The organism is Arthrobacter sp. (assembly GCF_031988865.1).
In the GTDB taxonomy this organism is placed as follows: domain Bacteria; phylum Actinomycetota; class Actinomycetes; order Actinomycetales; family Micrococcaceae; genus Arthrobacter_B.
On record NZ_DALZXY010000021.1, the window covers coordinates 5,733 to 30,141 of the forward strand.

Here is a 24,409-nt window from a genome sequence, read left to right on the forward strand (position 1 = left end):
GGATGCCCACGATTCCGGAACCTTCGGCAGAGGGGACTCGTTGACCCCCGAACGCCGAGCAGCTCACCTCGGCGATCCTTAGGTTCCCCATGCCTCGATAGCGGATCCGGGCCGAATACCCCTGCTCCACCGGGGTATCGAGGTCCCAGTCCATGTGCAGTGCCCGCACCTTTTCCGACCATGCCCCAAACCGTTCCGGTTCCGGAATCTGGTCTGTGGACCACGTCTGCACCTGTGTCATCGAGTGTCTCCTTCGACATCTGCATGGGCCCTTCCTGGACGCCATCGGAACCAATGCCCCGCCAGGTACCGTTCGCCGAAGCGTGCACGGACTGGCAAGTCCGATTGCACGGGAAGTCATGCGACCTGGATCACGCTCACCATAAAGTGTGTCACAGATCATATGCGGTCTGGCGGCGGACGAACACTAACACACCACGGTTCACGTGTGGCGAAACCGCACCGAGAATTCGTTTTATCAGAGGAGTAACCATGGCCAAGGCCACCGAGCATGTAGACGTCCTGATCATCGGCGCCGGGCTGTCAGGCGTGGGCGCCGCCGCGCACCTGGTCAGGGAAAGCCCCGGCAAGCGGTACACAGTGCTGGAATCGCGTGGCGCCATCGGAGGCACGTGGGACCTGTTCCGCTACCCCGGCATCCGCTCCGATTCGGACATGTACACTTTCGGCTACGCCTTCAAGCCGTGGACGGAACCTAAGGCGATCTCCGACGGGGCCTCGATCAAGCGGTACGTCGAGGAGACCGCCGACGAGTACGGGATCACCGAAAACATCCGCTTCCACCACAAGGTCCGCTCCGCGGGCTGGTCCACGTCCGAGGGGCGCTGGACGGTGACCGCAGAGCGGACCGACACCGGGGAAACGGTGGTCATCACCGCCTCGTGGATCATGGGTGCCACTGGCTACTACAACTATGACCAGGGCTACGCCCCGAGCTTCGAAGGCCAAGACCGCTTCGGCGGGCAGATCGTGCATCCCCAGCACTGGCCCGAGAATCTTGACTACGAGGGCAAGCGCGTGATTGTCATCGGCAGCGGCGCCACGGCCGTGACGCTGGTGCCAAACCTCGCGGCGAAGGCCGAGCACGTGACGATGCTTCAGCGCACGCCCACCTACATCGCCTCCGTCCCGGCCGTCGACCCGCTGGCCAACGTGCTGCGGCGCGCGCTGCCGGACTCCGTCGCGTACCCGGTCCTGCGGTGGAAGAACATGCTGAACCTGCACCTGCAATACACCCTGAGCCGCAGCAAGCCGGACATGGTCCGCGCGAAGATCCGCAAGGACACCATCAAGCAGCTTCCCGCCGGCTACGACGTAGACACCCATTTCAACCCGCCCTACAACCCCTGGGACCAGCGGTTGTGTGCGGTCCCCGATGGTGATTTGTTCGCGACGCTGCGCGATGGCCAGGCATCGATCGCCACCGGAGGCATCCGCTCCTTCACCGAGACGGGGATCGAACTTGAATCCGGCGAACACCTGCCTGCCGACATCATCGTGACCGCCACCGGGTTGAACCTGCGGTGGCTCGGTGGCATGACGTTGAGCGTCGATGACGAAACGATCAACATCGGCGAGCGATTCGCCTACAAGGGCATGATGATCTCCGGCGTCCCCAATTTGAATATGGTCAGTGGATACACCAACAACTCCTGGACGCTGAAGGCCGACCTGATCAGCCGCTACGCGTGCCATCTGCTCAAGCACCTGGATGCCAACGGATACGTTTCCGCGACCCCCCGCACCCCCGTGGGTGAGACCGCCAACCCCTTCCTTGACCTGGACGCCGGCTACATCCGGCGCGGCGTGGGCGAGATGGCCAAGCAAGGCGCCCATGTGCCGTGGCGGTTGCACCAGAACTACATGAAGGACATCGGGCTGTTCAGTAACCGCCGGCTTGAGGACGGGAGCATGAGCTTCCAGCGACGGCGCACCGGCGGGGAACTCTCAGCCCACACATCAACCGAAGGCCTTCGCGCTCCGGCTACACGAACCCTTGCCGTGGACGGCAGTCAGGTCCGCTACCGCGACGAAGGGGAGGGCACCCCGGTCGTGCTGGTGCATGGCATCGGCCGCAGCCTCGAAGACTGGATCGATCAGCACGAGTTGCTCGCAGACCAGGGATACCGCGTCTTGAGCGTGGACCTTGCCGGATACGGGGAATCCGAGCCGTTGGAGGCGACCTATTCGCTGCCCGCACTGGCTCGATTCCTCGAGGGCTTCCTTGACGCGGCGGGCATCACCGAGCCGGCGCATCTTGTGGGCAATTCCCTCGGCGGCGCCGTTGCGATGCAGCTGGCGGTCCAATCGCCGCAACGCGTGCGCAGCCTGGTGCTCTCCAACAGTGCGGGCTTCGGCAAAGAGGTCGCCTTGCCGGTACGCCTGATGTCCTTCAGGCCGCTGGGCGAGCTGATGTTGAGCAAGCCCAGCCCGGCCTCGGCCCGCAGGCTCGAGCTCAGCCTCTTCAACGACCCGGCCCTGGTCACCGACGAGCGGGTGGACCTGGGATTCCGTCTGGCCTCCAGGCCACACGGGAACAAGGTGTTCCTGGACACCGCCGCGGCCCTGGGCACCATCCGCGGCAGCCGCGAAGAATGGCGCAAGATCCTGACCGACGGTTTGTCCGCCAGCCGCATTCCGACGTTGGTCATTTGGGGTGAACAGGACAAGATCTTCCCGTTCACCCACCTAGCCGCCGCCGCGGCGCTGCTCCCGCACGCCAAGACCCACGCCTTCCGCGGCACCGGGCACATGCCGCAGATCGAGCGGGCCGCGGAGTTTGCGGACCTGATCGCCGGTTTCTGGGCGGAGACACCCGCAGGGATCACAACCCAGAGCGAACGCATCAACTGATCATCCACACCCCTGCCACGCGGGGCAACGGTACTTCCGGTCCCTGGACGTACTTCCCCCGCGTGGGCACAGCAGCGTGATGGTGTCACCGTGACGCTGCGTGGTCCTTGGCATCCGTGAACCGTTCGCCAAGGGCCGGAACGATCTCAACGCCTTCCCGGGGATTTGCCGTCACACCGTCAATCGATGTCACCCCGAATCCTGATTCCACCCTGGTGCTTGGCCGGATCCCGTCCGCCTGTGCATCCCCCATCGAAAAGGAACACCCACGAAATGTCGAGTCTTCAGAACCTGGGGCTCGGGTCTTGGCCGCGCCGCCGCGCATTGCTCAGCCCCGAAAAAGTCGCCCTGGAATTCGAGGGAACGGTACTGACCTACGCCCAATTCGCTGCCCGAGTGGAATCGCTTTCCGCGTGGCTGGCCCATCAAGGGGTCGGCCACGGTGACCGGGTGGCCTACTGGGGATCAAACCATGTGGCGTTGCTGGAGACCTTGTTCGCCAGCACGAGGATCGGGGCGATCTGCGTGCTGGTCAACGCCCGGCTCGCGCCGGCGGAGGCGCAGTACATCCTGCAGGACAGCGCAGCGTCCGTGCTGTTCTTTGGCCGCGAGCAGTCCGAAGCCACGGAGATGATCGCGGAGAAGATCCCCGCTGCAGTACTGGTGGACGTCGACGGCACGGGGGTGGGTCCGACGTACCCGCAGTTGCCTGCGGACGTGGCCCCGGTGCCGGAGATCAATTGCGGTCTTGATGACCCGGCCCTGCTGATGTATACCTCCGGCACCACCGGACGTCCCAAGGGCGCGGTGCTGACGCACGGGAACATCTTCTTCAATGACGTCAACGTCCTGATCGAAGACGACGTCCGTCCCGACGAGGTGTGCCTGGCCGCGGCCCCGCTGTTTCACATCGCCGGGCTCAACGGGCTGGTGCTCCCGACATTCCTCAAGGGCGGCACGGTCCTGATCCAGCGGGGCGTTGATCCCGGGGAAATATTCTCCGCGATCCAGGACCGCGGGGTGACGAGCATGTTCACGGTGCCGGCGATGCTTGACGCCTTGGCGCATCACCAGCTGTTCACCCAAACCGACCTGTCCCTGTTGCGCACCATCATCGTCGGCGGGGCCCCGGTGCCCGAACGCATCCTGCGGGTCTGGGCCGAGCGGGGCATTGCCGTCAAACAGGGCTACGGACTGACCGAAACCGCACCGGCAGTGCTCAAGCTCGCCGCCGAAGACGGGATCCGCAAGGCAGGATCCGCCGGCAAGCCGCAGTTCCTGGTTGATGTCCGCCTCATTGCCCCCAGCGGAGCCCCTGCAGTGCCGGGGGAAATCGGGGAGATCCAGACCGTGGGACCCAACGTGATCCGCGAATACTGGCAGCGCCCCGAGGCAACAGCATCTGCATTTGAAGCCGGATGGTTCCGCACCGGCGATGCAGCGGTGCAGGACGAGGAGGGCTACTACTGGATCCGCGACAGGTACAAGGACATGTACGTCTCGGGCGGGGAGAACGTGTACCCGGCGGAGGTCGAGTCCGCCCTGCTGAACGTGCCCGGTGTCGCCGAGGCCGCGGTCATCGGGGTCCCCGATGAACAATGGGGCGAAGTCGGCAAGGCGTTCATCGTGCTGGAAGAGACGGTTGAACTCACGGCCGGGGACATCTGCACCGCTGCGGGTCCCTTCCTCTCCCGATTCAAGATCCCCAAGCAGATCGAATTCATCGACCAGATGCCGCGCACCTCCACCGGCAAGTTGCTGAAAACCAACCTACGCACCGGCCAAGGAGTTTCCCGATGAGCACCACATCCACCGCCACCGCCCAGATCCACGACCTGTTGCGTTTCGAGACGCTGCTGGATCCCGCAGAGCTAGTGATACTGGAAGATTTTCGTTCAGCCCTGGCCGGCCTGGATGACTCCAAGTTGAACCGTGCGTGGGAGAACGCGGAATTCCCGTTTGAATTCGTTGAACCATTGGCCCAGAGCGGCCAACTTGGCCGCCAATTGCACACCGGAGCCGGACCCAGCCACCTGCTGCGCGGGATGCTCACCGCGGAACTCGCCCGCAAGGACGCCTCTCTGGCCACCTTCGCAGGGGTCAGCGGCTCATTGTTCGGACTCTCGGTGCGCCACTTCGGTTCGCCGGAGCAACAGGCAGCCATCCTGCCGGAGGTTGCCGCCGGCACGCTGGTTGGTGCGTTCGCCCTCACCGAGCCGGACTCGGGTTCAGACATCGCCGGCGGCATGAGCACCACGGCCCGCCGGGAAGGAACCGGCTGGGTCATCAATGGTGCCAAGCGGTGGATCGGCAACGCCACCTGGGGCCACCAAGCCGTCGTGTGGGCCAAGGAACAGGGCGGCGAGGGACGCTTCCTGGGGTTCATCGTCCCCACCGACGCCCCGGGATTCTCGGCCCAGAAGATCGAAGGCAAGTACAGCCTGCGCACCGTGCAGAACGCCCACATCACCCTCACCGACGTCCGTGTCCCGGACACGGCCCGGCTGCCGGGGGTCAGCTCCTTCCAGCAGATTTCCGAGGTACTGAAATTTACTCGCCTGGAGGTCGGATGGACGGCACTGGGCAATGCGATCGGGGCCTTCGACGCGGCCTTGGCCCACGCCGTCAACCACCAGCAATTCGGCCGTCCGCTGGCGCGGTTCCAGCTGGTGCAGGACCTGCTGGTCCGATCCGAAATAAACATCGCTTCGTCCCTGGGCGTGCTGGTCCAGGCTTCCAAGCTGGCCGATCGGGACGAGTTGGAAGAGGAACACGCCTCGCTGGTGAAACTGATGGCAGCCTCCCAGGCCCGCCAGACCGTCGCCTTGTGCCGTGAAGTACTCGGCGGCAACGGCATCGAGCTGGAAAACAAGGTGATGAAGCATTTCATGGACGCCGAGGCGATCTACACCTTTGAGGGCACCCACCAGATCAACACCCTGCTGGTGGGCCGGGCCCTCACCGGGATTTCCGCCTTCGTCTAACCACCCCCCGTCATCCATCAGGAGAACCACCCCCCAATGCGCAAAACAGTCCTTGTTTCCTTCGCCCGCACCCCCATCAGCCGGGCCTATAAGGGGTCCTTCCACGACACCCAGGCCCAGACCCTGGCCGGACATGCCATTACACACGCGGTCCAGCGCGCCGGAGTCGGCCCCGGGGAGATCGACGACGTCATCCTGGGAACGGCCCTGCAGCAGGGTAGCCAGGGAATGAACCTGGCTCGGCAGGCAGCCCTGCGAGCAGGGCTGCCCCTCACGGTGCCCGGGATGACGGTGGATCGCCAATGCGCCTCCGGACTTATGGCCATCGCCGCCGGAGCCCGCATGATCGAGGGAGGCGATGCAGACATCATTGTCGCCGGCGGAGCCGAGTCCGTGTCCCTGGTGCAGAACCAGCACTTCAACTCCCACCGGGCCCAGGACCCCTGGCTGCAAACCCACGTGCCGGGGCTGTACTCCAGCATGCTCGAAACTGCTGAGCTCGTCGCCGCCCGCTATGGAATCTCCCGCGAGGCCCAAGACCAATACGCCGCCGAGTCCCAGCGGCGCACCGCCGCAGCCCAACAACGCGGGGCCTTCGACGCCGAGATCGTCCCGTTGTCCCTACACCAAGGCGGGAATGTCCCCACTGCGGCCGGGATGGCAATCCGCGACGAGGGCAACAGGCCCCAAACCACCGCTGAATCGCTGGCCGAACTTCGCCCCGCCCTGGACCGGGACGGGAAGCACCCGGGCCGATACAGTGTCACCGCTGGCAATGCCTCCCAACTCTCCGACGGGGCAGCCGCGGTGGTCCTCATGGACGCAACCGAGGCTTCCCGCCGCGGCCTGGAACCCCTGGGCATCTTCCACGCCGTCACCGGCTGCGCACCCGAAGAGATGGGCATCGGCCCGGTAACCGCCGTCCCGACACTGCTTTCCAGGCACGGCCTGGCCGTCAACGACATTGACCTTTGGGAGCTCAACGAGGCTTTCGCCTCCCAGGCCCTGCACTGCCGCGACACCCTCGGCATCGACCCTGAACGGTTCAATGTCGACGGCGGAGCGATCTCCATTGGCCACCCATACGGCATGAGCGGCGCCCGCATGGCCGGGCACGCATTGCACGCCACCAAGGAACGCGGCGGCAAGTACGCCGTGGTGACCATGTGCATCGGCGGGGGCATGGGTGCCGCCGGGCTCTTCGAAGCGCTCTGAGACACGCCTCTCCAACAGGCTTGCCTGTCCAGTCTGCACTTTCCCAACGAAATACTCCCGACTCAAGAAAGTTCCACGATGATCGACAAGTCCACGGCCAACTCTTTCTCGCGCCGAACGCTGATTGGTGGAGTCACTGCCGCAGCCATAGCGGCGGGTACCGCACCCGCAGCATCGGCAACAGCGCGCGCAGCGTCCAACACTGGAACCCAGCACCGAACCCGGACCCACATAGCCCTTCTTGGCACTGGCGGCGGACCTACACTGCACTCGGGCAACGACCGCCTGGGTATTGCTTCAGCCGTTGTCGTCGGAGACCGCTATTACCTGGTGGACGCCGGACACGGCATCTACCAGCAGCTGAGCCGGGCCAAGCTCGGGGGTGGAACAAGAAACCCTCGCAGCCACTCGACAGTTTGCGAGCAGTGTTCCTCACCCACTTGCATTCCGACCATGTCGTGGATCTGAACTCTCTCTTCTCCTCCGGGCTATACAGTGGTCTTGTTTCCGCTGACTTGCCCATCCGGCTGATCGGCCCGGGAAATCGACGCCAGCTCCCCCCTGTATTCGGAGGGGGACAGGAACCTCCCGTGGTCGCTGCCGAGAATCCAACGCCGGGCACTGTGGAAATGTGGGAGGGACTCGTGCGTGCCTTTGCTACCGACTTCAATGACCGGAGCCGCGACAACCTCATGCCCACCCCTCAGCAGGCAGTTCTCGCCAAGAACATCGAGCTCCCCGAGGCCCTGACGGCGGATCCCAGCGCCAATCCCCACCCGGAGATGGATCCCATTGACGTCTATGAGGACGATCGTGTGCGCGTCAGTGCAATCTTGGTGCAGCACGCACCCATCTTCCCTGCCTTCGCTTACCGGTTCGACACGGACGACGGTTCAGTGGTGTTCTCCGGAGACACGGGGCCGTCGGACAATCTCGTGAAGCTGGCTCAGGGAGCCGACGTTCTTGTCCACGAAGTCATCGCTCGCGAAGCAATCGAACAGGCATACCCTGCACCACGCTCTGCACCCCAGGAGGCCCTGGTGCGCCACCTCCTCGAAGCACACACCACCATTGAGGACGTTGGTCCCCTCGCCGAACGAGCTGGCGTCGGCTCCCTCGTTCTTCATCATTTTGTCCCTGCAGACTGGCCCGATCGCTTCTGGAAAAAAGCCCAAGCGGGATTCAGCGGTGACCTGGTCATCGGACGCGATCTGGACATCATCAATGTTCCTGCCCGCCGCCGGCGGTAAGCACCGCCAGACGGCTCTCCCCAGCGAGTAAGCGCGCAGCAGGGCGAGTTCTACCGGGGTCTTGATCCCTTCAGCACAACAACAGACAAGGAATACCGATGAAAAATCTCACTGTGCTCGGCACCGGCGTCCTCGGATCGCAGATCGCCTTCCAGGCCGCCTATCAAGGCAAGGACGTCGTCGCATATGACCTCACCGACGAGATCCTTGCCAAACTGACGGACCGCTGGGAGTACCTCAAACCCCTCTACCTGCGCGATCTGCCCGATGCCACCGAGGAAAAGCTCAATGCCGCCATCGGGCGCATCCGCACGTCCAGCGACCTGGCCGATGCCTTGCAGGACGCCGAGATCGTCATCGAGGCAGTCCCCGAAGTCCTGCAGATCAAGCGCGACACCTGGGCCAAGGCCGGAGCAGCGGCACCCCCGCACACAGTATTCGCCACGAACTCCTCGACACTCCTGCCCCGTGACATCGCCGATGCCACGGGACGTCCGGAAAAGTTCCTGGCCCTGCACTTCGCCAACGAGGTCTGGCGCCAGAACACCGGTGAGGTCATGGGGCACGTCGGAACGGATCCGAAGTACCTCGACGCCGTTGCCGAATTCGCCGAGGAAATCGGCATGGTCCCCGTCAGACTGAAGAAGGAACAACCTGGATACATCGTGAACTCGCTGCTGGTTCCGTTCATGACGGCAGCCTCGAAACTCTACGCGCGGGACGTAGCCGACGTGGAGGCCATCGACGAGACCTGGCGCCGGGCCACGGGCGCCCCGCTAGGACCGTTCGAAATCTACGACATCATCGGCATGGAAACTCCCTACAACCTCAACCGACACAGTGATGACCCCGAACTGCGTGAGTTCGCAGAAACACTGAAACGCGAGTTCATTGACAAGGGCCGGTTGGGGCGTTCCGTGGGGAAGGGCTTCTACGACTACGACTAATCAGCATTTTGTGCATCAACATTTTTGGAGGCGGCTTTTTACTGGCCTTGGTACAGCGGTTGGCGCTAAGCACTTGATCATGATCGTTTAAGGCCCGGTGCTCCTATAGCTGTGGCCCCCGACAAGTATCAGCCCTGGGTAGTGATCCAGTGTTGTGCTTCGATCCCTGCAATGCGCCGGTACAGGGTGGCTCGGGACATGCCCAGGTCCCGAGCCACCTGGGTGGCTGGCTGGCCGGCGTCGATCAGACGTCGGGCGTTATCGATCTGGCTGTTGGTGAACCGTTCCCGCCGCCCGCCCAAATCCTTGCCCGGCGCTTGGACACTGAATCGGTGATCCGTTCCCGCTTGATTTCCAGCTCCATCTGCGCCAGCGCCGCCATGACGGTGAAGACCATCGAACCCATCGGTGTACCGGTGTCCACGTCGCCGCCTCCCAGGTTCAGCACCCGCAGCCCGATTCCGCGCTCCCGAAAATCTTTGGCAAGATCCAGCATATTGGCGGTGGATCGCCCCAACCGGTCCAGGGTGGAGATCACCAGGGTATCGCCCTCCTGCAGGGATTGAAGGGCCTTGTCGAATCCGGGGCGGCTGGCCCTGGCGCCACTTACTCCCTGGTCCGTGTAGAGGTCATCGCGGCGCACCCCGGCACCGAGCAGGTCGGTGATCTGCCGGTCCGCGTCCTGTGCCCGGGTCGATACCCGGGCGTACCCGATCAGCTTACCCATTTCCGTCTCCAAAGTGTCCCGCAACAGTGGTTGCCTACCGCAACTCCATCCTGTACTTATGGGACATGGTAGCAAGACAGTGCCATCCTTGAGGCGTCACGGATCCTCAAGTGTCTTGATCGGCTGTCTTGCATCCCAAGGCTTGTAAGACAGGTAGCGATATTTGCCGTGCAGATGAGTCAGCTTCCGGGCGCGGTTGGACCTCGGAATGGTCGTAGCCCTTGGAGCGTAGGTGCGGTGAACGCGTAGCGGCCCAGCATGTTGATGTGGGCATCGGCCAGCGGGGACAACCTCGCTACATCATCTTCCAAGATGTCTTCCCCGTTTTCACCCAGTTCAGTGATGATGGCATCGGTGTATTTGGTGTTCCAGAGCACGACGGCGTTAAGCACCAGCCCCAGCGCGCCGAGCTGGTCTTCCTGCCCCTCGCGGTAACGCTGGTAAATCTGCCCGCGCCTACCGTGGAAAATTGCCCGGGCCAGACGATGACGTGACTCCTGCACGGTGAGCTGGGAGTTGATGGCCCGCCGGTAGGTCTCATCGATCGGGTCGATCAGGGACAACTAATGAAGGGTCTTTGCGATGCGACCATACTCGATGACCGCTGCCCCGAGCGGTGACGGGGAACCATTATCACGGGTAAGCATGCGTAGCAGGTCGTACGCGCGCACCGACCCCGTAACCAGGGAAGCGGCCACACGGGTCATATCGTCCCAGTGCGTAGTGATCTTTTCCAGGTTGATCCTGTGCCGTGTGAAGGCACGGATCTCGCGCGCATGCGTGTTGGCTGTCTCAACGCGCTCAGTGTAACGCTTGGCCACCGAGGGATCCGCGATCCCGAGCTGCGCCGCAACGTAATCGACCACAGACCAGGGCACATCGAGCGGGTCAGCAAGAAAAGTCCCCAGAAAACGGGCTGTCCCGACTTGCACCCCAACCCCAAGCCGGCTGTGCTCACCCCTACGCCTGCGGATCAACTCCTGATCGGCGTCGTCAAGATAGAAGAATCGCTCCAGATCGTTCTGAGACGGTTCTCCCACAAACCGCCCGAACGCGGCGGCCTGCTCATCACTCAAGAATTCAACCGGAACACCCTACAGACTACCGACAAACACCACGCCGAGGGCTAAACGCGCAATCATGTTCCATTACTACTCAGACCCCGGCTCCTGCCCGGGCGGCGCCCTATCCCCGGCATGGTTCGGTGGCACATCGCGGAACAGTCATCATCGGTCCACCATCTCCGGCAACTATGAGGCGAAGGTTAAATGACCTGATCCCCATCCGCTGCCGCCCGTCCCAACGCCAAGCGCCGCCGGTTCCAGGGAACCGGCGGCGTTTGCGAGTGAAATTATTCTGTGGTTAGGCCTCAGTGGCCTTCGGACTCCAGGAGCCTCTCAGGCAGCTGCGAAGCCGCCGCCTCGTCGACCAGCCAGCGGGTCTTGGTCCGGCCCTGGGCACCGGCCGCGGGGACCTGCACCGGCCCGGCACCGGCCAGCGCCAGGCCCACGGCCCCGGCCTTGTCCTCGCCGGCCACCACAAGCCAGACCTCTTCGGCGGTGTTGATCGCTTCAAGGGTCAGCGAGACCCGCTCCGGCGGCGGCTTGGGGGAGTCGCGTACCGCCACTGTGGTCTCGCCGGTGGTACGGATGCCCGCCATTTCCGGGAACAGGGACGCGATGTGCGCGTCCGGGCCAACGCCCAGCAGCAGCACGTCAAACCGCGGCAGGCGGGGATCGGCCTCCGCGAAACCATCCGCCAGTTCCTCGGCGGCGGCGGCAGCAGCCAGCTCACGGGCGTAGGCGGAGGCGGCTTCCTCGACGTCGGCGGCGGTATCGGTGGAAGGCACCTCGTGGACCCGCGACGGATCTACGCCCAGCGGCTCCAGCATGGCCTGCCAGGCTGCGGCCGCGTTGCGGTCCGGGGAACCGGCGGCAACAAAGCGTTCGTCACCCCACCAGAAATTCACGCGTTTCCAGTCCACCGCGGTCCGCGCCGGAGCCGCCGCAACAGCAGCGAGGACGGCGATACCGGCCGTACCGCCCGTCAGGACAACCGTGGCTTCACCCCGCCGGCTCTGCACGTCCACCAGTTTCGTGATCATGCGTCCGGCCGTGGCACTGCACAGGGCTTCGAAATCGGGGTGGATGCTAACCCCGTTGGGAAAGTGCCTCATGCGTCAATCCGTTCCGGGATCAGGCACGCTGCCAGTCCCTGCGTTAGTACTTCTCCGAACACTTCGTCAGGATCAAGGCGGCGCAGTTCTTCCGCCAGGCACTCGTGCAGGTTCCGCCGCGGCAGTGAAATCCGCTGCTCGGGCTGGCCCGGCTGGGTGAGGTACGCCGTGTTGCCGTCCGGACGGAACAGCTCGATCACACCGGCATCGCGTTCCAGGCGGACCCGACGCATCCCCGTCCCTGCCTCATGTTCAATGATTTCGACGGGGACGTTCAGGGCGTTCCTCAGCCAGGCTGCCAGCAGGAAGGTGCTGGCGGAGTCCGTTGCTCCCTCGACCGCAACGGACTGGATTCCATCCGCTCCGTTCTGCTCCAGGACGGCTGCCAGCTGGATCCGCCAATTCGTCAGCCGGGTCCAGCTCAGGTCCGTGTCCCCAGCCTTGTAGGTATGGCTGAGGTCGAGCAGTGCCTGTTTCGGATTCTGTTCGTTCGCCGCGTCGGTGATCCGCCGGTGGGCGATGCGGCCCAGGGGAGTGGCTGCAGCGGACCGGGGGACGCTGTGCGGCCACCACACCACTATTGGTGCGTCCGGCAGCAGCAGGGCGGAAACCAGCGACTCGCTCTCGGCAGCCAGTTCCCCGTAGCCGTAGAGCAGGATGACCTCGGAGGCACCGGCGTCGCCGCCGACCCGGATCTGGGCATCCAGGCGGGCTGGTTCGTTGGGGGATCCAGCCACGAGGACGATGATCCGGCAGGGGTGTTCACGGCTGGCATCGTTGGCCGCGTCAATCGCTTCCTCAACGAAGTCGGGCTCGGTGACAACCACCAGCGTCAGGACGCGGCCAAGGGCAACCACACCGCCCTTGTCCCGCATGGCAACAATCTTCTTTGACACCTTGGACGTGGTGGTGTCCGGCAGTTCAACAATCACGGCCTTCTCCAGGTCCTTCCGTCACGGGCAAGCAGTTCAGCAGCTGAGGGCGGGCCCCAGCTTCCGGGGGCGTAGGGTTCGGGCTGTTCATCCAGCGACGCCCAGTACTCCTCGAAGGGATCAACGATCTTCCAGGACAGCTCCACCTCTTCGTGCCGCGGGAACAGCGGGGGTTCACCAAGCAGGACGTCGAGGATGAGGCGTTCGTAGGCTTCCGGGCTGGACTCCGTGAAGGAATGCCCGTACCCGAAGTCCATTGAAACGTCGCGGACCTCCATCTGCGTTCCCGGCACCTTGGATCCGAACCGGATCGTGGCCCCTTCGTCCGGCTGGACACGGATAACGACGGCGTTCTGCCCGAAGTCATCTTCCTCATGATCCCGGAACAATAGGTTCGGCGCACGCTTGAAGACGACGGCGATCTCCGTCACGCGGCGTCCCAGCCGTTTGCCGGCACGCAGGTAGAACGGAACCCCGGCCCAGCGGCGGGTGTTAATGTCCAGCCGGATGGCGGCAAAGGTCTCCGTCTTGGATTCAGGGTTGAAACCCTCTTCCTCTAGGAAGCCGGTGACCTTCTCCCCGCCCTGCCAGCCTCCGGTGTACTGTCCGCGGGCGGAATGCGCGGAGAGGTCCTTGGGCAGCCGGACAGCGGCCAGCACTTTTTCCTTTTCGGCCCGCAGGTGCGAGGCGTCGAAGGAGATCGGCTCTTCCATTGCCGTGAGGGCCAGCAGCTGGAGCAGGTGGTTCTGGATGACGTCGCGGGCTGCCCCGACGCCGTCGTAGTAGCCCGCGCGCCCGCCGATGCCGATGTCTTCGGCCATGGTGATCTGGACGTGGTCAACGTAGTTGGCGTTCCAGATCGGCTCGAAGAGCTGGTTGGCAAAGCGCAGGGCCAGGATATTCTGGACAGTTTCCTTGCCCAGGTAATGGTCGATCCGGAAGACCGAATCAGCGGGGAAGACCGCTTCGACCACTTTGTTCAGGTCCCGTGCCGACTGGAGGTCGTGGCCGAACGGCTTTTCGATGACGACGCGGCGCCACTGGCCCTCGGCCGAATCGGCCAGGCCGTGTCCGGAAAGCTGCTGGCACACCTGCTCGAAGCTCTTCGGCGGAACCGAAAGGTAGAACGCCACGTTGCCGCGTGTTCCGCGCTTCTCGTCGAGCTCCTCGAGCGTGGTGCGGAGTTTGTCGAACGCTTCGTCGTCATCGAAGCCGCCCTGCACAAACCGGATCCCTTCGACCAGCTGGTCCCAGACGCTTTCGTTGAAGGCCGTCCGCGATCCGGCCTGGACCGCTTCCTTCACGTAAGCCGTGAAGTCGGCGTCGTTCCATTCACGCCGGCCAAATCCGACCATCGAGAAACTGGGCGGGAGCAGGCCGCGGTTGGCCAGGTCGTATACCGCGGGGATGAGCTTCTTGCGTGCCAGGTCCCCGGTAACACCGAAGATCACCAGCGAGGAGGGGCCAGCGATGCGGCTCAGACGCCGGTCCCGCGGGTCTCGCAACGGGCTGGCGGAACCGTTGTCTTGCTCATGGGACATCAGTTAGTTACCACCCTTGGAGAGTCCCTGAACGGCGGCAGTGAGCTGGGCTGCGCCGGCTTCACGGTCGAGCAGGTTCAGCCGCAGCACCGGGCGCCCATGATCGGAGAGGACCTGTGCGTCTCCGGTCGCCTGCGCGGCGATGAGCTCACCGAAGGTGAACGGACGTCCGGGAATCGACACGTCCCCGGCGGGTACCCCGGTGACCTGCAGGTAGACGCCCTGCGCCGGACCGCCCTTATGGAACTGCCCGGTGGAGTGAAGGAACCGCGGTCCCCAGCCGAACGTCACCGGACGGCCGGTGACCTGCGCCAGCTGGGGCCGCAGCTCTTCCAGTCCGGCCTGGCCGCGCCGGTCCAGATAGGCCTGGACGCTGAGGTAGCCGTCCGTGCCCAGCTCGCCCAGCAGCGCATGGAGCGCGCCCTCGAGCGTGTCTGCACCCTTGAGCAGGCCGGGCTCAGCGCGGACTTCGATGGCGCCGTCAGTGAACGACGGCGCCGCGGGCTCGGGCTGCGCGTCCAGCAGCCCGCGGGCTGCCTTCTTGGCGGCCTCGACGTCGGGCTGGTCAAACGGGTTGATGCCCAGCAGGCGTCCGGCCACGGCGGTGGCGTATTCCCAGAGCATCATCTGCGCTCCGAGGCTGCCGGAAACAACTACCTGGTTCCCCAGCGGAAGCGCTTCGGAATCCGGTGCGGTGATCCGCACCACCAGCACGTCGGGAGCATCGCTGCGGGTTTCCGGGGCACCGGGCTCCGCGGCCACCGGCAGGATGCCGGTGCCGAGCTTGCCCGTGGATTCCGCGATCAGCTGCTCGGCCCAGTCCGGAAAACCGACCAGGCCGGAACCTTCATCCACGATCACAATCTTGTTCCGCAGCGGTTCCGTTCCGCCCAGGGCAGCGCCGAGCGCAAGCCCGATGTTGTCCTCGGCGTTGCCGCTGAGGATTTCGGCCGTGTCCTCGGCGGCGTCCAGGAGCGCCTCGATGTCAGCTCCGGCCAGCCCGGAAGGCACCAGCCCGAACGCGGTCAGCGCCGAATAGCGTCCGCCAACGTTGGGGTCGGCATTGAACACTGCCCGGTAACCGGCCTCGCGGGCCGCGGCGTCCAGGGGCGACCCCGGATCCGTGACGACGACGATCCGGGACGCGGCGTCGATTCCCGCCTTCGTGAAGGCGTCCTCGAAGGCACGCCGCTGCGAGTCCGTCTCCACAGTGGAACCGGACTTGGAGGAGACCACGATCACGGTGGATGCCAGGTCTTCGGCCAGCGCCGCGGCCACGGAGTCCGGGTCAGTGGAGTCCAGGACGGTGAGGTCCACGCCTGCTGTACGGGTGATGACCTCCGGGGCCAGCGAAGAACCGCCCATACCGGCCAGGACCACACGGGTGACCCCTTCGGCGGCAAGTTCTTCGCGGAGCCCGCGGATCTGTCCCAGGAGTGGCCGGGAGCTTTCCGAGGGGTTCAGCCAGCCGAGCCGGATGGCGGCTTCGGCTTCGGCATCGGGTCCCCACAGGGTGGGATCCTGGGCGAGGAGCCGCGTGGCTACCTCATCACGGACCAATCCCGGAACCTTCGCCTCCACGGCGTCGCGGGCGGCCCCGGCTGCTTCAAAGGACAGAGTGGTCATGCTGTTTATGCCTCCCGTGCGGTCGCCAGTGCGGTGGATACGGTCTCGAGGAGTTCGCCCCAGGAGACAACGAACTTGTCCAGGCCTTCAGCCTCGAGGAGTTCCACGACGTCGGTGTAGTCCACACCCAGCCGGTCCAGCTGATCCAGCAGGGCGCCGGCCTCGGCGTAGGTACCGGTGACGGTGTCCCCGGTGACCTTGCCGTGGTCTGCTGTCGCTTCAAGGGTCTTCTCCGGCATCGTGTTCACGACGCCGGGAGCAACCAGTTCGGTGACGTAGAGCGTGTCCGGCAGGGACGGGTCCTTGACGCCGGTGGAGGCCCAGAGCGGGCGCTGCGCGTTGGCGCCGGCCGCGGCCAGCACCTGCCAGCGCTCAGTAGCGAAGGACTCTTCGAAGACCTGGTAGGCCAGACGGGCATTGGCCAGGCCGGCCTTGCCCTTGAGTGCCTTGGCTTCGTCGGTTCCCACGGCGTCGAGGCGCTTGTCGATCTCGGCGTCGACCCGGGAAACGAAGAAGGATGCCACCGAGTGGATGGTGGAGAGGTCGTGCCCGTTTTCCCGGGCCTGCTCGATGCCCACCATGAACGCGTTGATGACTTCCCGGTAGCGCTCCAGGGAGAAGATCAGGGTGACGTTGACGCTGATGCCGGCGCCAATAACCGCCGAGATAGCCGGCAGGCCCTCCTGCGTTGCGGGGATCTTGATGAGCACGTTGCTGCGCCCAACCTTGTCGAAAAGTTCCTTCGCTTCGTTGATCGTGCCCTGGGTGTCGCGGGAGAGGCGGGGGTCCACCTCGATCGAGACCCGGCCGTCAACGCCGTTGGTTGCCTCATACACGGGAGCGAAGACATCGCAGGCCTGGATGACGTCGTCGGTGGTGATCTCAAAGACGGCCTTGTCGACATCCGCGCCGGTGGCAGCCAGCTGGCTGACCTGCGCGGCGTACGACTCGCCGTTGGCCAGGGCGGCGGCGAAAATACTCGGGTTGGTGGTGACGCCGACGACGTTGCGCGAGGTGATCAGGTCCTTCAGCGAACCGGAGGTGATCCTTTCGCGGGAGAGGTCATCGAGCCAAATGGAGACTCCGGCCTCGGAGAGGGCGGCGGTGGGGGTGGAAGTCATTGGTGTGCTCCTTTTGTTCCGTTCTACTTCTGGTCGCCGGTCTCGGTGGAGGCGGCTCCGGAAGGTGCGGCTGGTGTACCGGCGGGTGCGGCGTCCTGGCCGCGGACTGCTGACAGGGAATCCCTGGCAGCCTGGGCGACTGCGTCGGCGGTGATGCCGAACTCGTTGAACAGGGTCTTGTAATCGGCTGAGGCACCGAAGTGCTCAAGGGAAACCATGCGTCCGTTGTCGCCGACGAATTCGCGCCAGCCCAGCGCGAGGCCGGCTTCCACCGAAACGCGGGCCTTGACGCTGCGGGGGAGGACCGATTCACGGTAGTCCTCGTCCTGGCGGTTAAACCACTCGACGCTGGGCATGGAGACAACGCGGGCGGCGATGCCTTCGGCAGCGAGAGCTGCCCGGGCGGCGACGGCCAGCTGCACTTCCGAGCCGGTGCCGATCAGCACCACGTCCGGGGTGACGGCGTCGCCGTCGCGGACTGCCTCGGCCAGGACGTAGCCGCCGCGGGCTGCACCCTCGGCCGAGCCGAAGGCCGCTGCGTCGGCTGTTCCGCTGCCGCGTTCCCAGGTAGGAACGTTCTGGCGGGTCAGGACGATTCCGGCGGGGTTTTCCGTGTTTTCCAGGATGGTCCGCCAGGCGACTGCCACTTCATTGGCGTCCGCTGGCCGGACGACATCGAGGCCTGGGATGGCGCGCAGCGAAGCGAGCTGCTCCACCGGCTGGTGCGTCGGGCCGTCTTCGCCCAGGCCGATCGAATCGTGCGTCCAGACGTAGATGGACGGAACGCCCATCAGGGCGCCGAGGCGGATGGCTGGACGCTGGTAGTCACTGAAGATCAGGAAGGTACCGGAGAAGGCGCGGGTGTTGCTGGCCATCGTGATGCCGTTGACGATTGCCGCTGCGGCGTGTTCGCGGATGCCGAAGTGCAGCACCCGTCCGTACGGTCCGCCGGACCAGGTGCTGGTCTGCTTGCTGGCCGGGACGAAGGACGGCGCACCCTCAATGGTGGTGTTGTTGGATTCGGCGAGGTCGGCCGAACCGCCCCAGAGCTCCGGCAGCACCGGGCCGATGGCGCTGAGGACCTTGCCGGAAGCGGCGCGGGTGGAAACGTCCTTGCCTGCTTCGAACGCGGGCAGGGCTGCTTCCCAGTCTTCGGGCAGCTTGCCCGTCTGGATGCGTTCGAGCAGCTCGGCACCCTGCGGGTTGGTTTCCTGCCAGGCGGAGAACGCTTCGTTCCACAGGGCATGTTCCTTCGCCCCACGGGAGACCGCCCCACGGGCGTGCTCCAGGACAGCGGGGTCGACGTCGAAGGACTTCTCCGGGTCGAAGCCCATGGTTTCCTTCAGCGCGGCGACCTCGTCCCGGCCCAGGGCCGAACCGTGGATCTTGCCGGTGTTCTGCTTGTTGGGGGAGGGCCACCCGATGATGGTGCGCAGCGAAATGATCGAGGGACGCGAGGTCTCGGCCTTGGCGGCCATCAGCGCCTCGTACAGGCCTGCCACGTCTTCCTTGTATTCACCGCTGGCGGTCCAGTCCACGCGCTGGGTGTGCCAGCCGTAGGCTTCGTAGCGCTTGAGGACGTCCTCGGTGAAGGCGATGTCGGTGTCATCTTCGATGGAAATGTGGTTCTCGTCATAGATCACCACGAGGTTGCCCAGTTCCTGGTGACCGGCCAGGGAGGATGCTTCGGAGGTTACGCCCTCCTGGAGGTCGCCGTCGGAGGCAATGACCCACACCGTGTGGTCGAAGGGGCTCTCGCCGGCCGGAGCCTCGGCGTCGAACATCCCGCGGAGCCGGCGCTGGGCGAAGGCAAACCCGACAGCGGAAGCCAGGCCCTGGCCCAGCGGGCCGGTGGTGATCTCCACGCCGTCGGTGTGCCGGTACTCGGGGTGGCCGGGAGTCTTCGAGCCCCAGGTCCGCAGTGCCTTGAGGTCATCGAGTTCCAGTCCGTAGCCGGAAAGGAAGAGCTGGATGTACAGGGTCAGTGAGGTGTGGCCGGGGGAGAGCACGAACCGGTCGCGCCCAATCCAGTTCGGGTCGGCCGGGTCGTGGCGCATCAGCTTCTGGAACAGCAGGTAGGCGGCCGGAGCCAGGCTCATGGCAGTTCCGGGATGTCCGTTGCCAACCTTCTCGACGGCGTCGGCAGCCAGGACACGAATGGTGTCCACTGCCTTGCTGTCCAGGTCGGTCCAGTTCAGGATCTGCTCTTCCAAATGTGGCACGTTTACCGGGCCCCTCTCTTTCGCGGATGACCGGCGCCTTAAGCTCCGGTTGCCTTGCGCTGAATCGTTACCGGACAGTTGCGCCCTCCTGCTGGTCCGGTGCGCCGCGTGCGGTTTGCCCGTGCGGTGTCGTGGGCCGGCAGGTCCAGCGCTCTTCCTGCGGCGCTCAATTACTCCGTGGGAATGTCCGCTCCAACCTTATCCCGAAGGGCCCGCCATTGGGCGTATCGTGTCAGTGCAAACGGGCCGTTCCGGGACGGGGAAGAGTGTAGGCTTTCGGCTCCTGCCCCGCGGACGGGCCGGGGGCTTCGTCTTCTACAGGAGATAGAGGTTATGATGAACTCGGACTTTTCCGGCCCAAGCAGGACCCCAGACAGGACTGAGTGATCGTTTCGTGAGTACGCAGCATGCCCCCGCCGAGGTTCCGGTGTACACCGGGAAAATGAGCGCGGGACGTAAGCTTCGGGCATACGTGGCGCTAACGAAGCCACGCGTGATCGAACTCCTGCTGGTGACAACCCTCCCCACCATGTTCTTCGCCCACGGCGGTGTTCCCTCCGTGTGGCTGATGGTGGCGACCATGGTTGGCGGTGCCCTGGCAGCCGCCAGCGCCGGCGTCTTTAACTGCTACATCGACCGCGACATGGACAAGTTGATGCGGCGGACCGAGAAGCGTCCGCTGGTGACAGGCGAGGTCAGCCCCCGTGAAGCCCTCGTTTTCGGCTGGGTCCTGGGCATCGTCTCCATCGCCCTCCTCTGGTTCGGCGCCAACCCGCTGACCGGCCTGCTCGGGCTCGGCGCGATCCTGCTCTACGTCGTGTTCTACACCCTGATTCTCAAGCGCCGCACCACGCAGAACATTGTCTGGGGCGGAGCCGCCGGCTGCATGCCGGTCCTGATCGCCTGGGCAGCCGTCACCAATACCGTCGAGTGGCCGGCCGTGATCTTGTTCATGGTCATCTTCCTCTGGACCCCGCCGCACTACTGGCCGCTGTCCATGAAGTACGGCGAGGACTACCGCAATGCGTCCGTCCCGATGCTCGGTGCCGTTGCCGGCGCCAAGCTGGTCTCCGTACAGGTTGTGCTCTACGCGTACGCCACCGTGGTCTGCTCGCTGCTCCTGATTCCCGTGGGCGGTGCCGGCTGGGTTTACACGCTTGGTGCTGCGCTCAGCGGCATCTGGTTCCTCACCGAAACCCACCGTCTGCACTCACGTGCCCAGCGCGGCGAGGTGACGGACAAGTCGGCCATGAAGGTCTTCCACGGCTCGATCAGCTACCTCACGATCCTGTTCCTGGCCCTGGCCATCGATCCGTTCGTCGGCGGTCCGCTGCTCTAGCCCGTTCGGGCGTTCCTCGGGCCTCTATGGCGCTCCTAGGTGGTTCCTCGGGCGTCTATGGCGCTCCTAGGGCATGATTGCGGGGATTCCGCTGGATCGGGTCTCTGCTTCGCAGTTCTTCCCCCGGGAACCTCTTCAGCGCACAGGTTCCCGCTCCGTGGCACCGGTGTGATTGTTAATACCCCTGCAGCAGCAACAGTCACGGGGAACAGGGTGTGCTGTCGATTCTGTCCGCCGGTGTGATTGTTCCGACATAACTCCCCTCTAGGCCGGCCGCACGGGTCGAGCGTCTGCCCGACACGCGTTCCCACCGTTCGTTGCCTCCTGTGGCCCGTGTGGTCACTTCAGCCACAGGAGTGCTCAGAGAGTGGGAACCCGTGCCGGAGTCCTAGTCCCAGTCCCAGTCCTAGCCCTAGCCCCGAAACCATCACGCCTACCCCACAACCGCCGACCCCGGAGTGGGTGCCCCACATCGCCAGCCCGGGTCCGCCTGCCCCACAACCGGCGGCCTCCGGAACGCCCGGCCCCGCAAAGCAAAGGGCCTCCCCGCGCAATGCGGAGAGGCCCAGTGCCAGCTATGTGTTTCTTGGCGGTTAGTCCTGCCGGGACGCCGCGTTGCCGGACGCAGCCGTCTTGGCAGCCCCACCGGCAGCGGCACCCTTCACGGATACGGAATCCTCACCCGGCACCTGGCCCGACAGCCCTGTGTAGACCACATTTGCGGCAGCAGCGGTCATCGCGGATGCACCGAGCATGTGCAGCGCCACCAGGGCAACCGGCAGGTGCAGGAAGTGCTGGGTGTAGCCAATGATGGCCTGCGCCACGAGCACCACCGCGAAGATCACGAGGGAGCCCTTAAGCCGGTGGTCCGTGTTCCGGCGGTACACGAGGTAAAGCGCGACGGCGATCGTAAACACCAGCAGATAGACCGGAACCACGTGGAGGCGGGTCACCAGGTCGGAGTCGAGGTTGTTGCGGGCGGCGCCGTGGTCTCCGGCGTGGGGGCCCGAGCCGGTGACGATCACACCGAGGACGACAGTGATGGCGGAAAGGACACCAATCGCCCAGACCACCGGGCGCAGCGTGCGCCCCGCCAGCGGCGGATGAGTGCTGCCAAGCTGGGCAGGACTGAGCCGGGCGCGGTTCACCAGGACCACGGTCACGCTGATAATCGCCATCGAAACAATGAAGTGAAGCCCCACCACCCACGGGTTCAGATCAGTCCACACGGTGATGCCGCCGATAATGGCCTGTGCGGGGATGCCGGCCAGGGCAGCCACCGAGAGCCAGACCAGGTCCGGGCGGGTTGAGCGTGCCTTCCAGACTGATGCCAGCATTCCGAAGGCGATGGCAGTCAGCACAAAGGTCAGCATCCGGTTACCGAACTCGATGATCCCGTGGACGCCCATTTCCGGCGTCGTAATCAGCGAATCGGGGGTGCAGAGCGGCCATTCCGGGCAACCGAGGCCGGAGGCGGTCAGCCGCACGGCACCGCCGGTCACCACAATGCCTATGTTGGCAGCGAGGGACGCGACGGCGAGGGACCGGACCAGGCGGCTTGTCGCCGGGCGTGCTGGAGCCTCCCGTGAAGGGACGGCTGGGGCAGAGGGTGTGTTCGGCACGGGGGCTAACTCCATTTAAACCAGCGGACGGCAGCAAAGCCGCCCAGGATTGTCCACGCCAGCAGGATGAACGTGGCGGGAAGGTTGAACTGCGTTTCGATGAGGGCGGACCTCAGGGCATCGCCCAGGGCGGCCGAGGGAAGCAGCTGGACGTACGGCAGCAGGCCTGCAGGGAGGCTCGCAGCCGGAATGATGATACCGCCAACGCCGGCCAGCAGGATCCAGAGAAGGTTGGTAATGGCCAGGGTTGCCTCGGGCCGGACGGTGCCGGCCACCAGCAGGCCCAGGGATGTGAAGGCCACCGCGCCAAGCACCAGCAGGAGCACGGCAAGGGGGATGCCGGGCAGCGACGGACGCCAGCCCATAAACAGGGCAACAACCGAGACCAACAGCACCTGGATGGCCAGGACCGACAGCACGGCGATGACCTTCCCTGCGATCAGCCCGGCACGGCCGAGCGGCGTGGTGGAAAGGAATCGGAGCACGCCGTAGCGCCGGTCGAATCCGGTGGCGATTCCCTGCCCGGTGAAGGCCGTCGACATGGCGCAGAGCGCCAGGATCCCGGGCGTGGCCGTGTCCACCCGGGAGGGGCCGTACGCATCCAGGAGGGGGGTGACACTCAGCGCGATCAGTCCAAGCAGCGGAAGTACGACGGCGAGCACCAGCTGCTCCCCGTTGCGCAGCATGGTGCCGGCTTCATATTTGCCTTGGTTCAGTACCCGGACGGGCAGCGAGGCCGGCGCACTCATCGGATCTCCCTTCCGGACAGTTCGAGGAAAACGTCCTCCAACGATCGTGATGCCATGTGGATACTGTCCGGCAGGATGCCGGCCTCTTGCCACCACCCGGCCAGGTTCGCCAGATCGGCGGGGGAGAACTCGCCACGCAGTGCGTAGCGTCCCGGTGCGTCCTCGGTGAGGGCCAGATGGGCCAGCGACGGAATGGAGACCCCCAGCCCGGGCGGGGCTTCGAACGTCAGCTCCCGGCCGGCGGCCTGGTCCGCGGTCCGCGCCGTCAATTCTGCAACGGTTCCCTGCGCCACGGTGCGGCCGGCGTCAATGATGTAGACGTAGTCGGCGAGCTTCTGCGCGTCGTCGAGCAGATGCGTGGTGAGGATGATGCCGAGGTTCTCGGCGCGCAGCTCCTGGATCAGGTCGAACACGATCTGGCGGGATTGGGGATCGAGGCCGGCGCTGGGCTCGTCGAGGAAAAGCACCTCGGGATTGCCCACCAGTGCTGCAGCCAGGGCTACCCGCTGGCGCTGTCCGCCGGAGAGCCGCCGGATACCGGTCTTGGCAAAGCTTCCGATTCCCAGCCGGTCCACCAGGGAGTCGACGTCGCGGGGATCCGCGTACATGCTGGCGATATGGTGCAGCAGGGCCACGGGCCGCGCAGTCGGCGGCAGCCCTCCCTCCTGCAGCATCACCCCTACCCGCGCGCGCAGGTCAGCGCCGGCGCCGTAGGGGGAGCGGCCCAGCAGCCGCACCTCACCGCCGTCGATCGGCTGAAGGCCCTGGGCACATTCCAGCGTGGTCGTTTTTCCGGCCCCGTTGGCGCCGAGGAGCGCGGTAACCTGTCCGCGCCTGGCCGTGAAGTCGACGCCGGCCAGGACCCGGAGCATTTTGCCGTCAAGACCTGGCACGGGACCGCGGTCCCGGATCAGGCCGTTGATGGTCAGGCACGGTTCGTCGTTAGGCACGCCCATATTCTACGTTAGGTAGTAGTACAGTCCCGCCTCCCGGCGGTTTCCCTTCTGAGCGATGGAAGCCTGCCCTTAGTAGCCTGGAGGAATGGATTAGGTCATGCTTGTGTTGTGTATTCAGTGAAGAGTTC

The 24,409-nt window shown here is 65.0% G+C and carries 17 protein-coding genes and 2 pseudogenes; 7 read left to right on the plus strand and 12 right to left on the minus strand.

Annotation, left to right across the window (positions count from 1 at the left end; translation table 11 throughout):
- The coding region (locus RTN46_RS05885) for a hypothetical protein (protein WP_312179781.1) at positions 1-241 on the minus strand (241 nt) is incomplete at its 3' end.
- A 251-nt stretch (positions 242-492) separates the two neighbouring features.
- Between RTN46_RS05885 and RTN46_RS05890 the strand changes: the two genes are divergently transcribed.
- From RTN46_RS05890 to RTN46_RS05915, 6 genes are all read left to right on the plus strand, one after another.
- Complete coding sequence (locus RTN46_RS05890; RefSeq protein WP_312179782.1) at positions 493-2,874, plus strand: alpha/beta fold hydrolase; 2,382 nt, start codon at positions 493-495, stop codon at positions 2,872-2,874.
- A gap of 273 nt (positions 2,875-3,147) precedes the next feature.
- Entirely contained in the window at positions 3,148-4,674 is a 1,527-nt protein-coding gene (locus tag RTN46_RS05895; protein ID WP_312179783.1) for a long-chain fatty acid--CoA ligase, read from the plus strand.
- Positions 4,671-5,858: an acyl-CoA dehydrogenase family protein gene (locus tag RTN46_RS05900; protein ID WP_312179784.1), complete on the plus strand. Its 1,188-nt coding sequence runs from the start codon at positions 4,671-4,673 to the stop codon at positions 5,856-5,858. The genes RTN46_RS05895 and RTN46_RS05900 overlap by 4 nt, the downstream gene beginning before the upstream one ends.
- A gap of 36 nt (positions 5,859-5,894) precedes the next feature.
- A complete protein-coding gene (locus RTN46_RS05905; RefSeq protein ID WP_312179785.1) occupies positions 5,895-7,073 on the plus strand; it encodes an acetyl-CoA C-acyltransferase in 1,179 nt (392 codons plus the stop codon).
- A 590-nt stretch (positions 7,074-7,663) separates the two neighbouring features.
- A complete protein-coding gene (locus RTN46_RS05910) occupies positions 7,664-8,323 on the plus strand; it encodes an MBL fold metallo-hydrolase (protein WP_312179787.1) in 660 nt (219 codons plus the stop codon).
- A gap of 98 nt (positions 8,324-8,421) precedes the next feature.
- Entirely contained in the window at positions 8,422-9,270 is an 849-nt protein-coding gene (locus RTN46_RS05915; RefSeq protein ID WP_312179789.1) for a 3-hydroxyacyl-CoA dehydrogenase, read from the plus strand.
- 128 nt (positions 9,271-9,398) lie between these two features.
- Here RTN46_RS05915 and RTN46_RS05920 read toward each other — a convergent pair.
- The 8 genes and pseudogenes from RTN46_RS05920 to tkt all read right to left on the minus strand — a co-directional run bounded on the left by RTN46_RS05920 (position 9,399) and on the right by tkt (position 19,606).
- A pseudogene (locus RTN46_RS05920) lies at positions 9,399-9,997 on the minus strand (recombinase family protein).
- Positions 9,998-10,176: 179 nt separating this feature from the next.
- Positions 10,177-11,073 (minus strand): annotated as a pseudogene (locus RTN46_RS05925) (Tn3 family transposase).
- Positions 11,074-11,366: 293 nt separating this feature from the next.
- Complete coding sequence (pgl, locus tag RTN46_RS05930) at positions 11,367-12,173, minus strand: 6-phosphogluconolactonase (RefSeq protein ID WP_312179791.1); 807 nt, start codon at positions 12,171-12,173, stop codon at positions 11,367-11,369.
- On the minus strand, positions 12,170-13,105 hold the full coding sequence (locus RTN46_RS05935; protein ID WP_312179793.1) for a glucose-6-phosphate dehydrogenase assembly protein OpcA: 936 nt from the start codon (positions 13,103-13,105) through the stop codon (positions 12,170-12,172). The genes pgl and RTN46_RS05935 overlap by 4 nt, the downstream gene beginning before the upstream one ends.
- Complete coding sequence (zwf, locus tag RTN46_RS05940; RefSeq protein WP_312179795.1) at positions 13,102-14,646, minus strand: glucose-6-phosphate dehydrogenase; 1,545 nt, start codon at positions 14,644-14,646, stop codon at positions 13,102-13,104. Before zwf ends, RTN46_RS05935 begins: the two co-directional genes overlap by 4 nt.
- A 3-nt stretch (positions 14,647-14,649) precedes the next feature.
- On the minus strand, positions 14,650-16,272 hold the full coding sequence (locus RTN46_RS05945) for a glucose-6-phosphate isomerase (protein ID WP_312179798.1): 1,623 nt from the start codon (positions 16,270-16,272) through the stop codon (positions 14,650-14,652).
- 5 nt (positions 16,273-16,277) lie between these two features.
- Positions 16,278-17,393 carry a transaldolase gene (gene tal, locus RTN46_RS05950; protein WP_312179799.1) on the minus strand — a complete coding sequence of 372 codons (1,116 nt, stop codon included), beginning with the start codon at positions 17,391-17,393 and terminating at the stop codon, positions 16,278-16,280.
- A gap of 23 nt (positions 17,394-17,416) precedes the next feature.
- Positions 17,417-19,606, minus strand: coding sequence for a transketolase (gene tkt / locus RTN46_RS05955; protein ID WP_312179827.1), 2,190 nt, complete (start codon positions 19,604-19,606; stop codon positions 17,417-17,419).
- 451 nt (positions 19,607-20,057) lie between these two features.
- Between tkt and RTN46_RS05960 the strand changes: the two genes are divergently transcribed.
- Complete coding sequence (locus tag RTN46_RS05960; RefSeq protein ID WP_312179829.1) at positions 20,058-20,954, plus strand: heme o synthase; 897 nt, start codon at positions 20,058-20,060, stop codon at positions 20,952-20,954.
- A 593-nt stretch (positions 20,955-21,547) separates the two neighbouring features.
- On the opposite strand, the gene RTN46_RS05965 is transcribed toward RTN46_RS05960, so the two are convergent.
- The 3 genes from RTN46_RS05965 to RTN46_RS05975 are packed head-to-tail and all read right to left on the minus strand — an operon-like array spanning position 21,548 to position 24,275.
- Positions 21,548-22,576, minus strand: coding sequence for a COX15/CtaA family protein (locus RTN46_RS05965; RefSeq protein ID WP_312179800.1), 1,029 nt, complete (start codon positions 22,574-22,576; stop codon positions 21,548-21,550).
- A 5-nt stretch (positions 22,577-22,581) separates the two neighbouring features.
- Entirely contained in the window at positions 22,582-23,325 is a 744-nt protein-coding gene (locus RTN46_RS05970; RefSeq protein ID WP_312179801.1) for an ABC transporter permease, read from the minus strand.
- Positions 23,322-24,275 (minus strand): ABC transporter ATP-binding protein, encoded by a 954-nt coding sequence (locus RTN46_RS05975; RefSeq protein WP_396157383.1) that lies wholly within the window; start codon positions 24,273-24,275, stop codon positions 23,322-23,324. The genes RTN46_RS05970 and RTN46_RS05975 overlap by 4 nt, the downstream gene beginning before the upstream one ends.
- Between the last annotated feature and the right edge of the window lie 134 nt (positions 24,276-24,409).